Source organism: Acinetobacter sp. ANC 4204, from assembly GCF_002135205.1.
Taxonomy (GTDB): Bacteria; Pseudomonadota; Gammaproteobacteria; order Pseudomonadales; family Moraxellaceae; genus Acinetobacter.
Map to the genome: position 1 here is coordinate 107,862 of NZ_NEFZ01000004.1, position 12,991 is coordinate 120,852.

20 protein-coding genes are annotated in these 12,991 nt (G+C 39.9%); 2 read left to right on the forward strand and 18 right to left on the reverse strand.

Features of this window, described 5'->3' with window-relative positions:
• Positions 1-10 precede the first annotated feature (10 nt).
• The 18 genes from B9T36_RS09665 to B9T36_RS09745 form a co-directional block, all read right to left on the reverse strand.
• Entirely contained in the window at positions 11-1,678 is a 1,668-nt protein-coding gene (locus tag B9T36_RS09665; RefSeq protein WP_086209283.1) for a terminase, read from the reverse strand.
• 101 nt (positions 1,679-1,779) lie between these two features.
• Positions 1,780-2,430 (reverse strand): hypothetical protein, encoded by a 651-nt coding sequence (locus B9T36_RS09670; protein ID WP_086209284.1) that lies wholly within the window; start codon positions 2,428-2,430, stop codon positions 1,780-1,782.
• A 67-nt stretch (positions 2,431-2,497) separates the two neighbouring features.
• Complete coding sequence (locus B9T36_RS09675; RefSeq protein WP_086209285.1) at positions 2,498-3,487, reverse strand: DUF2971 domain-containing protein; 990 nt, start codon at positions 3,485-3,487, stop codon at positions 2,498-2,500.
• A gap of 3 nt (positions 3,488-3,490) precedes the next feature.
• Positions 3,491-3,949 carry a hypothetical protein gene (locus B9T36_RS09680; protein WP_086209286.1) on the reverse strand — a complete coding sequence of 153 codons (459 nt, stop codon included), beginning with the start codon at positions 3,947-3,949 and terminating at the stop codon, positions 3,491-3,493.
• A 21-nt stretch (positions 3,950-3,970) separates the two neighbouring features.
• On the reverse strand, positions 3,971-4,366 hold the full coding sequence (locus B9T36_RS09685; RefSeq protein WP_086209287.1) for a DUF1064 domain-containing protein: 396 nt from the start codon (positions 4,364-4,366) through the stop codon (positions 3,971-3,973).
• Positions 4,363-4,536, reverse strand: a complete 174-nt coding sequence (locus tag B9T36_RS19055) for a hypothetical protein (protein WP_171264450.1) — start codon at positions 4,534-4,536, stop codon at positions 4,363-4,365. The genes B9T36_RS09685 and B9T36_RS19055 overlap by 4 nt, the downstream gene beginning before the upstream one ends.
• An 8-nt stretch (positions 4,537-4,544) precedes the next feature.
• Positions 4,545-5,291: an ATP-binding protein gene (locus tag B9T36_RS09695; RefSeq protein WP_086209289.1), complete on the reverse strand. Its 747-nt coding sequence runs from the start codon at positions 5,289-5,291 to the stop codon at positions 4,545-4,547.
• Positions 5,288-6,259 carry a DUF1376 domain-containing protein gene (locus tag B9T36_RS09700; RefSeq protein ID WP_086209290.1) on the reverse strand — a complete coding sequence of 324 codons (972 nt, stop codon included), beginning with the start codon at positions 6,257-6,259 and terminating at the stop codon, positions 5,288-5,290. The genes B9T36_RS09695 and B9T36_RS09700 overlap by 4 nt, the downstream gene beginning before the upstream one ends.
• Before the next feature lie 6 nt (positions 6,260-6,265).
• Positions 6,266-6,571 (reverse strand): hypothetical protein, encoded by a 306-nt coding sequence (locus B9T36_RS09705; protein ID WP_086209291.1) that lies wholly within the window; start codon positions 6,569-6,571, stop codon positions 6,266-6,268.
• A complete protein-coding gene (locus B9T36_RS09710; RefSeq protein WP_086209292.1) occupies positions 6,568-8,349 on the reverse strand; it encodes a DNA cytosine methyltransferase in 1,782 nt (593 codons plus the stop codon). Before B9T36_RS09710 ends, B9T36_RS09705 begins: the two co-directional genes overlap by 4 nt.
• The gene (locus tag B9T36_RS09715; protein WP_086209293.1) at positions 8,346-9,071 is read right to left on the reverse strand and encodes a hypothetical protein; all 726 of its coding nucleotides are present in this window, start codon (positions 9,069-9,071) and stop codon (positions 8,346-8,348) included. Before B9T36_RS09715 ends, B9T36_RS09710 begins: the two co-directional genes overlap by 4 nt.
• Positions 9,068-9,325, reverse strand: coding sequence for a hypothetical protein (locus B9T36_RS09720; RefSeq protein WP_086209294.1), 258 nt, complete (start codon positions 9,323-9,325; stop codon positions 9,068-9,070). Before B9T36_RS09720 ends, B9T36_RS09715 begins: the two co-directional genes overlap by 4 nt.
• A complete protein-coding gene (locus B9T36_RS09725) occupies positions 9,322-9,837 on the reverse strand; it encodes a hypothetical protein (protein ID WP_086209295.1) in 516 nt (171 codons plus the stop codon). The genes B9T36_RS09720 and B9T36_RS09725 overlap by 4 nt, the downstream gene beginning before the upstream one ends.
• Positions 9,834-10,001 carry a hypothetical protein gene (locus B9T36_RS19060; RefSeq protein ID WP_171264451.1) on the reverse strand — a complete coding sequence of 56 codons (168 nt, stop codon included), beginning with the start codon at positions 9,999-10,001 and terminating at the stop codon, positions 9,834-9,836. The genes B9T36_RS09725 and B9T36_RS19060 overlap by 4 nt, the downstream gene beginning before the upstream one ends.
• Positions 9,998-10,714, reverse strand: a complete 717-nt coding sequence (locus tag B9T36_RS09730; RefSeq protein ID WP_086209296.1) for a hypothetical protein — start codon at positions 10,712-10,714, stop codon at positions 9,998-10,000. Before B9T36_RS09730 ends, B9T36_RS19060 begins: the two co-directional genes overlap by 4 nt.
• Positions 10,711-11,088, reverse strand: coding sequence for a hypothetical protein (locus B9T36_RS09735; protein WP_086209297.1), 378 nt, complete (start codon positions 11,086-11,088; stop codon positions 10,711-10,713). Before B9T36_RS09735 ends, B9T36_RS09730 begins: the two co-directional genes overlap by 4 nt.
• A gap of 2 nt (positions 11,089-11,090) precedes the next feature.
• Positions 11,091-11,405: a hypothetical protein gene (locus B9T36_RS09740; protein WP_086209298.1), complete on the reverse strand. Its 315-nt coding sequence runs from the start codon at positions 11,403-11,405 to the stop codon at positions 11,091-11,093.
• 8 nt (positions 11,406-11,413) lie between these two features.
• A complete protein-coding gene (locus B9T36_RS09745; RefSeq protein ID WP_004761406.1) occupies positions 11,414-11,641 on the reverse strand; it encodes a Cro/CI family transcriptional regulator in 228 nt (75 codons plus the stop codon).
• A 107-nt stretch (positions 11,642-11,748) separates the two neighbouring features.
• On the opposite strand from B9T36_RS09745, the gene B9T36_RS09750 reads away from it, so the two are divergent.
• Together B9T36_RS09750 and B9T36_RS09755 are read left to right on the forward strand one after the other, a co-directional pair.
• Positions 11,749-12,474 (forward strand): XRE family transcriptional regulator, encoded by a 726-nt coding sequence (locus B9T36_RS09750; protein WP_086209299.1) that lies wholly within the window; start codon positions 11,749-11,751, stop codon positions 12,472-12,474.
• 78 nt (positions 12,475-12,552) lie between these two features.
• Entirely contained in the window at positions 12,553-12,942 is a 390-nt protein-coding gene (locus B9T36_RS09755) for a putative four-helix membrane protein (protein WP_086209300.1), read from the forward strand.
• Positions 12,943-12,991 lie beyond the last annotated feature (49 nt).

Consider the following 12,991-nt stretch of genomic DNA (forward strand, 5'->3'; position numbering starts at 1 on the left):
TATAAATTCCTTACATTCGCCAATCTGTTGGTGGTGCTTCTTTATAGCTGGATCGCTGCTCATAGGTATTTGTACTTGATTCACCGCTTGAACGACTAGCCGTATAGACGTAATCACCCAAAAGCTCTGCATCTTTGGCCTGAGCCCATTGTCGAAGTGCATCGGCACCTTCAGAGCAGCCATTTGATTTGTCAGGCTGATCAATAAACATATTGGCCTGTTGGTTAAACTTTTTCTTATAGCCTTCAATTCGTTCAATACCCAATTTGCATCGCTCCTCATCAAACCAAGCATTTTTAAGATGTCTGCGGGTCTGTTGAATACCAGTGGTGAGCAAAGTAATACGTGGAATGACCACAAAATTATGACCAGGTAAAAGCTCTTCCAACATTTCTAAAACTGACTTGTTGTAGTCGCCTAAGCGTTGGTGTGCGGCATCATGTGGCAAATAGTGTGTGTGATAGATATAAGGCTTATCTTTGATCAGTTTTGCGTAATGGCGTAGATCTTTGTAATGGTCTTCTTCGTAGTCAATAAAACGGTCTTGTTGGTTCATCATTTGATGAAACCAAATTGCACAACCGTCATGGTTGCCAATATCCCAAAACGTACACGTAGGCACGTCTAAAACTTCAATTTGAGTAATGCCACTACGTTTACGCAGTTCAAGCATATCTTTTGCGTAGTAGTTCCCTTCTGTCGAAACCTGAAAAGCTTCATCAGGGAAAGATGGGTACTCTTGCCACATTAAAGCTTGGTCACCAGATAGATCGTTATCACGTGTCGATATGTACCAAGCACGTTGATCAGGATCAATCTTGATCTTCTTGCCTAAATTCTTGGATACAACAATTTCAATATGATCAAAAATATTATGGTCTTTTAAGCTAATGACGACTTCAGATGAGTCAATACGGTACTTAGGTTCTTCCCACCAACCATAAAAATGTAGTCTGAAATCTTTTGGCGTGAGTTTTTTGCGTGAAGCAAAGTTCTTCTGTGCGATCTGAACTTTATCAAAGAAATCACCACCACGACCTTCAGCAGTAGATTCAATGACACAGATACCTGTTGTTGGAACTGCTGGTAATGAACCTGTACGAACTTCTTTAGCTTTACCCGGTGACTGTGCACAAATCTTGCCATACTCAGAAATAAGTAAGCGGTGCATTGTGCCGCCACGGAATGAAGTCGCCACTGAGATTTTAGAGCCGTTGTGCGCAAACTCCATCTCAGTGCCATTATTCGTTTTAAGTGGAAAGCGCTCTAATATTTCGGGTGGTAAGTTATCGTAGGCAAATTTAATCTTGTCTGTGAAAATATCACCGACTGTCTCAAGGTTCTGTGCGATTACACCGCAGTGCTGGTTTGCATTAAATAAAGCATGGTCCAACCAAAGGACACTAATCAATGTAGTGAAACCCAGCTGACGCGCCTTTAAAATAATATTGCGGTACCACAAGCGATTTAAAAATCGCATCTGCGCATCATTCGGTTTAAAAGGCAACTCATAGGTAGGGGCTTCTTCTACTTGCCCCAATTCATTAACAAAGTCATCGCCCTTAATTTTGATCTTGTATAAACACCCACTAAAAATACGCCAAATAGGATCTGCCAAGCAGCGTTCAAGCTCCTCGGCATTTGTCGGTAGTGGCTGTAAGTTAGTTTTATAAATCAATTTTTACTCCATTTTGCACAATATTGGTGCAATTTTGAAGCGTGTACGTGAATGAAATTAATTTGGTGTGGGTGATTAGTCGCTCCATTCACGTACATGCACTAATACTCAGGATCATCAGCAATGGGTTTAAATGCAGAGCTATTTCCAGTGCTCACTCGTTCAAGCAATGCGGTCAATGCATCAACTGGTTTATTGTTCTCATCATCAAGGCCAAACGCTTGGCGTTCTAAAGCAATCAATGTTTTGAGTGTGTCGCTTAAATCCTTCATAGACTTCACGCGACCAGGCATTGAGATGATCTTCATGTAAAGGTCATTTACTTTGTCATTGCCTTTATCATCAGGTGACCACATCAGCTCACCCAACATTTCCAACAATTTGACATTCTCTTGACCAACCATCATTTCAAGTTCATCAAAAAGACTCATGGCAATCTTGCGTGAACGTTGAATATCCTTACGATGGGCTAAACGTACTGACGCAACTTCATTGGCATTTGCATCAATAGTGTCTTTTTCTGAAATGGTCGTTTTCGTGCGCACAACACTGCGCACACTCTCCTTGCGCACAATGTCATCTGCTTTAGCTTTGATTTTTTCAGATAGATCTCGAACCCATTCATATTGCTTTGCACGGCGTCTAATGCCAGATTCTGCAATTTCATTTTCCGCAGCAATTTGGCGAATTGACTTAACACCAGCTCTATAGTCGAGTTCGATTTTTTCCCAATTGATTTCTTTTTCAGCCATGACCACCAAACCTCATATTGGTTTAATGATCATGTATATAGGTAGGGAGGTCTAACCTTAGAGGGGGTTAAAAGTCAAAAGAATCAGGAGGAAGCTGCTGGGGAATTTTAGAGGTTACATCCATATCTTCAAAAATTGGTGCATTTGTAAATGTTCGGCCATACATCTGACTTTTTTGAAAAAACTTCAAACAAAATTTCTCCTCATGAATTTGAGATGTAAAAAATGCTACATGGTTTAGCTCAGGATCGTCTTTTAAAAGCTGATAGACTTCATCACAGAATTTAGGATCTGCCTTACAGCCCATTGTTACTGACTTGATATATTTTTTATTAAAATTAAACAGATGGATATCAAGATTATCACCTATTACCCTATCCGCATCCTCTAACCTTTTTACAACCCTAAACTCACTTTCGTTATGCCAAACATTTTTTTTAGTATTAAAAATTTGAAATAAATTTTCTTCGTTTCGATCATCAATATCTTCATATGTCACCAATGGTCGATCATTATCATATGTAACTTGTCGTGTTTCATTAAAAAAAAAACTATTATGAAACTCAATGACCATACCTTTGTGGTTATTTGCATAATATGACCACATTAGAATATTTTGTCTTGGCTCATTTTCATCATGAATTATTATTGATGGATTATAAGTTTCAGCGCCATTATGGAATAAACTCAGAACACCATAGTCAGATAAAATTTTATTCAGTTCATTTTTATATTTGGTGTATTTGAAATTTCTTTCAGCTGAATATTCACTTATTTCTCTCTCCGAAAGCTCCTCGGAAACAGTAGCATTTTCATATTTTGCAATGAGTTCATGTTCACTCAGTGTCAGACTATCCAAATGATATGGTAAGAATTTTCGATTAATTTTGGTTAAATGAGGCTTAAACTCAAAAGGATCATTAAAATCAGAAGCTGGCGTAAACCTAATACAACCTTTTCGAATGATATCAATTCTTTCCTCACTTACAAACTTAAAGAAGCTCAATTCATTACCCCATTCTAAAAATTTAAATAATGTACACCAGATTTCTTGCACAAACTACAACAACTCTCCCTGCTTCCCAACATCCAATAAATTACTAACTTGCCTATTTAATTTTCGAACCTGACTCGTTACTTCACTTTGAAGAATCGCCATGTGATGGCCCATTTCAATGTTGGCATACTGCATAGCCTCTGCAACCATCAGACTACCAAGATGACGGGCTTCACGTGGTGTGAGCGTTAAAATCTCATCATCTCCAATTTCAATTTTAACGGTACCGTCTGGTAATACCATTTTAGACATCAATCTCGCTGGACGATGCTTTGGAGCTGGAATGAACACTCCACGCTGTACACGGATAATTTGTCCACTATCGACTAAATAACTTAAACGGTCATCAACAATTGATAATTTTAAACCTGTCAGTTGTGACAAAGTTTCTCTAGTAACGATCTGCTCTTGATTATGTAAATCCTCAATGGCTTCAAGGATTGTTTCAGCGTTAGACTTCATTGTCATACCCCTAAATCGTTCTTAAACTTCAACTACGTCGATATTGTGAATTAGCTTCATCAGCTTACGTTTGATGATGTAATCCGCAGTCTTGTGGCCTTTGGCATCTTCACAAATGAACTGGTTATCTTTGGTCCAGTAAACAAAATCTGCGATGTAATCTGTACCACGTACTTTCTCACCACAAATTTTCTGTGATGGGATCAGGTTGTAACGTACTTGCGTATGCAGCTCTTTTATTTCCCCTGCACGCTCTAGAACTTTAAGATCATTTAGACGGCGATATTCACGCTGTGAATCAGCAACCTTTTTGCCATCAATCACTACTTTGTGATTCCCATATTTAGGTTGTTTGGGCTTGTTTTCTTTTTGGTGCATAAGTCGTTTAATTTGTGATTGTGATAAGTAATTTGTCATGCAACCTCCTCTTTTTTCTTTGTCCAATCGTGCCAAACACGTTCACCGTTGACGGTACCGAAACCACAAATCAGGCAAGCAATGTCAAATCCATGCGGGCAATGCGATTTACTGAGCATTGCTTGGATATTTCGTTGCTGTCTACGCTGCTGTATTACGCGCTGTCGCATTTTCCTTTTCATTGGCTATTCACCCGTGCATCAGCCCATTTACATTCCACTGTCGCTAAGCCGTCATGTTGGAAACGCGACCATAGGCGGTCACCTAAATCCAATTTAAGTGCCTTCAATGTGAAGTTTGAAATCAACATGGTCGGCTTCTTCCAGTCATAACGTGCGGTTAGAACTCGGTGAATGATCTCCAAACGCTTATCACGGTCATGCAAGCCGTATTCATCAACGATCAGCAAGTCGTACTGAGAAAAATCATAAATAATTGATGCTTCTGATTGATCTTTTGTGTCCTTGTCCCATGCATTCATCACACGCTGTGCAAGTTCTTCACTGGTGATGTATCGAACGTATAGGCCCTTTTTCAAAAGTGCTTTTGCTGTTGCACAGCCCAAATGGGTTTTGCCTGTGCCAGTGGATCCAACCATGATGAAATTGGATTTCTTCCCCTTGATGAGTGCTTGAGCGTAAGCAATGCATTGGCTCAGCGTATCGGCTTGAGCTTGTGTGTTTGTGCGGTAATTGGTGAAAGCTGATTCAGCATGGCGTTGTGGCAACATTGCCCCGCCTAAGTGTTTTTCACGAACCATTTGATCAGCACGTGGCTGGTCAAATTTTTGAATTTTCTTCACATGTTCTACGGCGCACTGTGGGCAGATATGATTTTCACCCGCTTGGATTTTTTGCACCCGGTGGATCGAACAAATGTGTTCAGTAACCTTGAAGCCGTTCGATAAATTTGCCATCGCATTCATCGTAAATCCTCCGGTATTTGGACAGTTCCATGGAATGGACGATCATCGGATTGTGGTTCGTGTTTCCATGCGTCATTGACGTTTGTGTTGTCGTGCTTAGGTTTGCTTTTAGAATCCACACTAGGTTTTCGCTGCTTGAATTTATCTATGAGCCACACAGCAAACTTACGGGTGCGTTGGTTTTCAGTAAGTTCTGATTTGTTTTCCCAATGGGCGTTGAAGTTACCAAGATGAAATTGGTAATCAGGCATGCTTAAAACAGATTCAGCATGAGCACCTACGCTTTCACGAATGGCGTTCAGCAAGAAATTGGAATCAGGTTTCCAAGAATCGTCTTGTTCGGAATTTTGGTTCGCGTCTTGTGTGTGTTTATTAATATCTATTCTATTTACGTTCTCTTTACTCTCTATTGCGATCCTCTGACTATTCGGGTCGTTATCGCCCCCCGATACGGGTTGCGATCGTGACTCGACAATTTTGGCAATCTTTTTAGTTAACGCTTTGGATTGCGGGGCGATACTTTTTAGTCGGTAAACTGCATCGCATAACTGACCTTCTAATTCAGAAGTATCAATCTCAATACTCCAACGTTTAGCATTGCCATGTGCCCCAGATATAGCATTGGCAAGCTTTTCAATCCAAGCCTCCAATGCTTTCTCTGCAACAACGTGGTGATATAGACGTCCATCACCACCATCAACCCAGCCACGTAAAACGTGATCTTTTACTTTTTTCCACTTGGTTCCCATGCCAGATAAATGCGCAAGCATCTTGTCATTGTTAGGAATACTTGCGGCTGGTACTTGCGACCAACTTTTCAACCAAAGCGTCATGCTTGCAATTTTTTCTGAATCATCTCCAAGAATCCATGTTTCAGAATTCAAAAGTCGATCAATTTCAATCGGCATATATGGAAAATTTGATACATCACACTCTTTTGGTGTTAGTGGATTTTTTAAACTACTCATATCACCTCACCACAAGTCTTCACTACATAACCCAAGGCGAGAAAATTCCATCTCACCTAAGGCTATTAGCTCTAATTGGTTTGCAGTCCATTCTTGTTGACCACATTCAACCGCATGTAAAAATGCTTGTGGACGTGTATAGAACTTCCCATTTTCACAATAGAAACCTTGATGTGCAGATTTCCCCCATTGATTTTGAATATCTGGTACCAAGCCAAGTGACAGAATAATATTGGTACAATCCGCATGGCGGTTAGGCTTAGGTAAAGCAACCATAAGATCACCTGCTTTTACAGCAACACCGATAATCATGCCGCCCCCTTATGATTTCTAATTGCGAAAGGATTATTAGCTTCAGCAATTGCCGCCATTGGTAAAGGTGAAACTGAATTTCCAACCATATGCACCTGGTCTTTTTTTGAAAGCGCCACACCATCATGACCATGTTCAATTACGTAACGCTCAGGAAATCCTTGTGCTTTATATAATTCTCTCGGGTGTAGCATGCGCATACGGATATCAACGATTACCCAAGGTTCGCCTTTAATCCACACCGTGACTAAAGCCAGTCGATCTTTTGTTGTAACTGTGTCTAATGGCGCTGAAATGTCTCGTGCATCACCATTGCCATAGAAATTTATGAGGAAAGTTGCTACACGTAATGCATCATTTAAATTTCTTTGGCTTAGCGTTGCTGAAACTAATTGTTGCTGACTACCAGTATTAGTTATTGTGGTTAGTGGCTCATTTAATGAACGACCATCAGTGTCATTAAATCCACCATTTGCTTGCATCATGTAGGCACATACAAGATTACGACCACCTGATGTGGTTATTGTGCCTAAAGGCTCATTAATACTGTCGCAACCATCACTCCAACGCGGTTTATCTGGTGTACCTTCGCCATGACCTGCGTGAATTAAAATAGGGGCAACAAGCCCATGATGCCCACCTTTCACTTGTGCACATATCGTGCTTAAAGGCTTATCAGCAGACCAGTTGCGCTGTTGTGATGCGTTTGCAAACTCGGTGAAATACGGGGCAATAATTGGACTAACAAGAGCGCTATGACCACCAAATGCTGAAGTAATTGTTGCTAATGGTTCATCAATGCCATGTCCAGTAGAGGTTCCAAAATCACGACTAATAAAAGGTGTAGAAGCATTTACGAAATATGGATTATCCGAATCAATAACGAATTTTTTTAGGCCTCGTGCAATGCGTTTTAAAGTTGCATTAGCCAAAGGTTTTGGACGATCAAAAATGGATTTACCAAGATCTTTGAAATCAATACATTCGGCACCTGAACGCCATTTTTTCTGCCCACGTTTAGGTACCTTAATATGACTTGGTTCAGGCCATACAATTGGTTGACCATCGCATCGAGCAACTAAAAATAAACGTTCACGGGTAGTTGGTGCACCAAAATCTGCGGCAATTAATTTTTTCCATTCAACCACATATCCAAGATTCTCAAGGCTTTTAACAAAGTGTTTCCATGTTTTGCCTTTTAACTTGGGATTTGGGACTAAAAATTGATTATGGCGTGGTACTCGTTCACCAGGTTCAGCAACTCGATGAACCAATTTCCCTTCCACTTCAATTTTTTCTAAAGTAATAACTCGACCAGTTGCTTTATCACGTTTGGCAATTAATGGTCCCCAGTTAAGAATCTGCTTCACATTTTCCAAACTGATTACATCAGGACGTACCTTTCCGGCAAATTTGATTACTATCCAAGAAAGGTCACGAATTTCCTTCTTACGTGGTTGCCCACCGGCAGCTTGGGAATGATGAGTACAATCTGGACTGGCATGAAACCATCCAACTTGGTAACCGCCACAAATTTCAACTGGATCAGCAGCAAATACGTCCTGCACATAATGCTTTGCATGAGGATGATTAGCTTCATGCATTGATATGGCTTTTGGATTATGGTTTACAGCTGCATAAACTGGACGGTTTAAGCCCATTTCCAAACCAGTGCTTGCGCCCCCACCACCCGCAAAATAGTCAACGATAATTTTTTCAGAAAAATTTAAATCAAATTGGGTTTTAAATGCCTTTGAATAATCAACAAAGCTTGTCATGCTGCCCCCTCATATCCAATGGTTTTACCGCTACCACCTAATACCTGGTCGGCAATCCATAATTTACGTAAACGGTCTTCCGCTAATTCATGTCCAGCATTTACCCACTCAGCAACCGCTAAAAATTCCTGATAGCACTTGGTATTGATAAATTTAATATCAGCTTCGATAAGGACCTGAATTTGCTCAATACCAAAATCATCAGGAATATTTTTCTGAGATTCGATTTCTTTTATGATTTCCTCATCCAAACCAAGCCAACCCACCTTTTTTAATCCATGGCCAAGATCAATTTTGCAATCTTTCTTGCCACGTAATAATTCAATATGGCTCATGCTTGGCAAATCACGACGAAATTCAACCGTGACCATTGGTTTGCTCAAATCATCAAGATTCATCATGTGAATATCAGCAGATAATTTCCATGCTTCTGGTTGTTCAACATGACCAAGAATTAAAGCTATGGATAAATCCTGATAGTCATATGCACCAATAGTGAAGTGATAAGGTAATGTTTCAGCATGAGGGAACTTATCTAATAAAGACTTTTCCCCGATTTTTTTGTCTTCAATGAAGTCACGCACATGGGATGAGATAAATTCCATACTCATTTCATAAGTTTCAGAAATATCTTTTTTGTACTGTGCTGCCTGTTGAAGCTGTTTTATCTGTGAAGGCAATAATTTGTTTGGATTAAACTTTTTGGTGCGCTTCTTTTTCATGCTGCCACCTTCTTTTCATGACTTGAACGAACTTTATTCACACCTTTTATATGATGTGGTCTATAAACATGGTCATAGCAACCTTTACATGCTGATTCTGGTCGTAATGTAATGGTTCCATCCTTCAGCTTTGATTTCATCATGAACCAAAACTCTGAATCTGTAGGCCAGTACTCATCACAGTGCTTACACAGTTTTTCTTTTCCTAGTTCAGTAAAGATGTACATAGGTTTTTTAGCTTCATTTAATTTCATGCTGCTACTCCCTTATGTTTCTTCACATGCTGTGCCCAGCCTTTGCATGGCTTCATACGCTTCTTGTCTTCACTGGTCGGACAGTCCAGATTCTCAATATTTTTATGACAATAGAAAACCGCATCTGATTCCAAGGCATGAGCCAAGTCAGATTGAGTCGTAAGACAGTGATTTGCGAGTGTTCCGCAGCGATAAGCACATGATTCACATAGCACATCTTGATTAGGTGCTTTCTGAGCCAAGATCAGCCCATTCAGAGCACCATGAAAACTTGGTGAGATTAGCTTTTCAATCGAATAGGGATGCATACCACCATTGGTGACCATATGTAGGTAAAGAGTCTCATCACACGATTGGGCATAATTCACAGCAACATTTAAAACATTGCCAAGTAAATTAAGTAATTCATCATGTGATTTTGCTGAAAACTTATCCTTGATTGCCTGTAAGCGTTCAGCTTCAGGCAATTGGGTAATGTCAGTTAGGGCGAGAATTGAGGTGTTATCAATCATGATGTCACCTCATTCGCTTTTTGCTTTTCTTCGCGTTGTTTGAATACGCATTCAGCATGGATGACACGAAAACCTTTTGCATTTTGACGCTTTTCAAAATGACCTGCGCCTTTTGCAACTAAGTCCGAGCAGTAATAGCATTTACCAGGGAAGCGATTTCTCATGCTGCACCGCCTTGGATTACCTTAAATTCGACTACCCACACCCATGGGTTTATATTCCAAGCATTAGCACCGTAAATCTGTTCCCATGTGTGGCGAAAGTTGGTTCTAGCACCAATGGCATAGCCCATTTCAATTGCAGAAGGATGTGTTGAATAATCAAAGCCTTCTGCTTTTGCATCTTCATCAGAAATGTCCTGCAAACGCTCAACACGAATATTGGTGATTTCAAGCAAAATGCGCGATGCCCAGCGTGGCATATGAATTGAGGGCTTCCAGTTTCCTTCTGTTCCCGAAAGAACATCATCGGCCCATGCTGCAAATGAATATTTTTCTAAACGTGGATCGTCATAGTTAATAGTCCCGTCATCGTCTTGAAAGCTTTCGTTTTCAACGACACGGATTACATCACTATCAGCTTTATATGCCAAAGCAATTTCGCCATATAGGTTGACTGGGGCAAATGTCTCACGCACCCATAGACGATCACCGACCATCCCAAAAGGGCACTTTATTGTGAATGGGAAAGTGGTAATGTATTGCTGAATGACTTGTTCGCTCTTTGCTGTGCCTTTCCAGTAACCACGTTCACCATTAGGGACAAAACCAGTAACCACAGGATGAGTATTATTTAAAACACGACGTGTCTGGGTTTTACGACCTTCTAAAATAGCATTGACCATTTCAGCATTAAATAGAATCGGACGCTCAATCATGACACTTCCCCTAATGCTTGCTCAGCCAACGAAAGACGACGTTTAGCATTTAGCTCAACTGTCGATGCATGACGTAGTAAATGTGCAAGTGCAAATTTGCGATTACCATCTAATAGGATTCCATCACCCTGCACTTTATGAACTGTCATCAGGTGGTCAGGCATAAATTCGTCAACAAATACAACCGTGTCGCCTTTCACGAAATCAGAGCATGTTGCTGTTTCCACCGATATGGTTTTCACATACGCCTCATCGGGTGCTACACCTAATTCAAATTCGCGCTTTTCAATCTGCTGTACTAAACAGTGATTACACTGCTCCCCTTTAAATTCAGGGCATTTGCCAGCGCACTTATGTTCTGTTAAATTAGTCATGTTCATTTTCCTGATAGATGATGAATACTAGAAGCTCGACCTGCTACGTCGGGCTTTTTTAATGCTTGAAAAAAAGTGAATACTTTTCTGAATACGCTGGAATACTTTGTATTCTTTGATTTTTCTATGTGCTCAGATGATGATTGACCTGTCTCCAGTTCGATCTTCATATCTATGGCATCTCTTAACCATTTCGCACGATCACTACCTTGGCTTTCAGCCAAAGTATCAATGATCTCTTGGACTTCCAGCGGTACACGTGTTGACATGGGTGCCAACAGTTTTTTGCTGAAAACGAACATTATTTTTGTTTCCATGGGGTTACCTATTGAATTTGTTCAGGCTCTCTTAGTTCAATCCAAATATCCTGATAGTCTTCTGGGAAAAGGTCTTTGCGTGTGCAAATGCCACGATCTTCTGCAATCACAGCTAGACGGATTTTTCTGTCAGTTGGAATAGCTTTCCAACCACTCACTGAAGGTCCTGTAATACCTAAAAGCCGTGCAACTGCATTACATCCACCTAAGGCTTCAATAAGTTGGTTGTCATTCATGTTGCTCTCCTATAACAAAAGTAATTATTAGGTATTCCTTATAAATAATCAATAGGCATACCTAATTTTATTCATGTTAGGATTTCCTAATGATTTGAGAGTTACTTATGAAGACACTTGCTGAAAGACTTAGACATGCAATGGAGGTTTTACCACCCAAGAAGATTAAGGGTGTAGAGCTTGCTCGTGCGGTTGGTGTTAAACCACCATCTGTAAGTGACTGGCTTTCAGGTAAATCAAAAACAATGGAAGGTGAAAATCTTCTAAAAGCGGCTCAACACTTGAATGTAAACCCTATTTGGCTAGCGACTGGTAAAGGCTCACCTAAACCAGATAGTGAAATTAATCCTCAATTCACCCAAGTAAATGAATGGGATAGTAATACTCCAGTAGATGATGACGAAGTAGAAATCCCATTTTTCAAGGATTTTTCTTTCGCTTGTGGCAATGGTTCATTTAATGAAGCTATTGCTAATGAAAGACGTAAATTACGAATGTCCAAAGCGACTTTACGCAACTTAGCAATCACCGAATCTAATGCAGTTGCTGCAACTGCATCAGGTGACTCAATGACACCAACCATTAATGATGGCGATACAATCCACATTGATCTTGGTCGCAAAGAGGTTAAAGATGGTCGTATCTATGTGATTTGTATAGGTGGGCTTCATTACTGCAAACGTTTATATAATCTTCCCTTTGGTGGAATCCGATTGTTATCTGATAATTTAGAAGAATATAAAGAAATTGAACTAACAGCAGAAGAAAGAATCTCGCAACAATTTGAAATTATTGGTTGGGTTTGGCAGATCTCAAAAATAGAAAAGTGGTAATTGTACACCTGGACTTTTAGGTGTTGAGGACCTAAACGAGTAAGAATAAATTAATCAGTTTCGATCTGCAGGAATGCCATGAAAAAAATATCAATATCGCTAATAATATTTTTCATATCATTTTCCGTTTACGCTGATCGATATATTGAAGATGGGCTTAGAGGCTCATCGGGTGGATTTTTTGACATTATTATTGGAATTGTGTTTGCAATAGGTGCTTTAATTTATTTTGTTGATTCTTTTTCAAAATGGAAAGTACGACAAGCTAAAGATGAAAAGCCTGAGCAAATAGATGGTGTTGCAGAATGGAGTTTTTTTCTATTTGCATACGCTATTATCTCAGCTTTTGCGTGTATACCAGTTTTATTAATATTAAAAATTATTGGTGGTGCAGATTTTGTTAGGGAGTATTGGTTATGGGGATTTATTCTTTTCTTTTCGATACTTACATATTTAAAAAGAACATGATATTTAATTAAAACTGCGAACCCGACGCAGTCCCTTAGAACAGATCGGG

Bases quoted from the DNA above. Each gene is read 5' to 3' on its own strand.
- B9T36_RS09670 (WP_086209284.1), bottom strand. From the start codon at position 2,430: ATGGCTGAAAAAGAAATCAATTGGGAAAAAATCGAACTCGACTATAGA.
- B9T36_RS09680 (WP_086209286.1), bottom strand. From the start codon at position 3,949: ATGAAGTCTAACGCTGAAACAATCCTTGAAGCCATTGAGGATTTACAT.
- B9T36_RS09685 (WP_086209287.1), bottom strand. From the start codon at position 4,366: ATGACAAATTACTTATCACAATCACAAATTAAACGACTTATGCACCAA.
- B9T36_RS19055 (WP_171264450.1), bottom strand. From the start codon at position 4,536: ATGCGACAGCGCGTAATACAGCAGCGTAGACAGCAACGAAATATCCAA.
- B9T36_RS09695 (WP_086209289.1), bottom strand. From the start codon at position 5,291: ATGAATGCGATGGCAAATTTATCGAACGGCTTCAAGGTTACTGAACAC.
- B9T36_RS09700 (WP_086209290.1), bottom strand. From the start codon at position 6,259: ATGAGTAGTTTAAAAAATCCACTAACACCAAAAGAGTGTGATGTATCA.
- B9T36_RS09705 (WP_086209291.1), bottom strand. From the start codon at position 6,571: ATGATTATCGGTGTTGCTGTAAAAGCAGGTGATCTTATGGTTGCTTTA.
- B9T36_RS09710 (WP_086209292.1), bottom strand. From the start codon at position 8,349: ATGACAAGCTTTGTTGATTATTCAAAGGCATTTAAAACCCAATTTGAT.
- B9T36_RS09715 (WP_086209293.1), bottom strand. From the start codon at position 9,071: ATGAAAAAGAAGCGCACCAAAAAGTTTAATCCAAACAAATTATTGCCT.
- B9T36_RS09720 (WP_086209294.1), bottom strand. From the start codon at position 9,325: ATGAAATTAAATGAAGCTAAAAAACCTATGTACATCTTTACTGAACTA.
- B9T36_RS09725 (WP_086209295.1), bottom strand. From the start codon at position 9,837: ATGATTGATAACACCTCAATTCTCGCCCTAACTGACATTACCCAATTG.
- B9T36_RS19060 (WP_171264451.1), bottom strand. From the start codon at position 10,001: ATGAGAAATCGCTTCCCTGGTAAATGCTATTACTGCTCGGACTTAGTT.
- B9T36_RS09730 (WP_086209296.1), bottom strand. From the start codon at position 10,714: ATGATTGAGCGTCCGATTCTATTTAATGCTGAAATGGTCAATGCTATT.
- B9T36_RS09735 (WP_086209297.1), bottom strand. From the start codon at position 11,088: ATGACTAATTTAACAGAACATAAGTGCGCTGGCAAATGCCCTGAATTT.
- B9T36_RS09740 (WP_086209298.1), bottom strand. From the start codon at position 11,405: ATGGAAACAAAAATAATGTTCGTTTTCAGCAAAAAACTGTTGGCACCC.
- B9T36_RS09745 (WP_004761406.1), bottom strand. From the start codon at position 11,641: ATGAATGACAACCAACTTATTGAAGCCTTAGGTGGATGTAATGCAGTT.
- B9T36_RS09750 (WP_086209299.1), top strand. From the start codon at position 11,749: ATGAAGACACTTGCTGAAAGACTTAGACATGCAATGGAGGTTTTACCA.
- B9T36_RS09755 (WP_086209300.1), top strand. From the start codon at position 12,553: ATGAAAAAAATATCAATATCGCTAATAATATTTTTCATATCATTTTCC.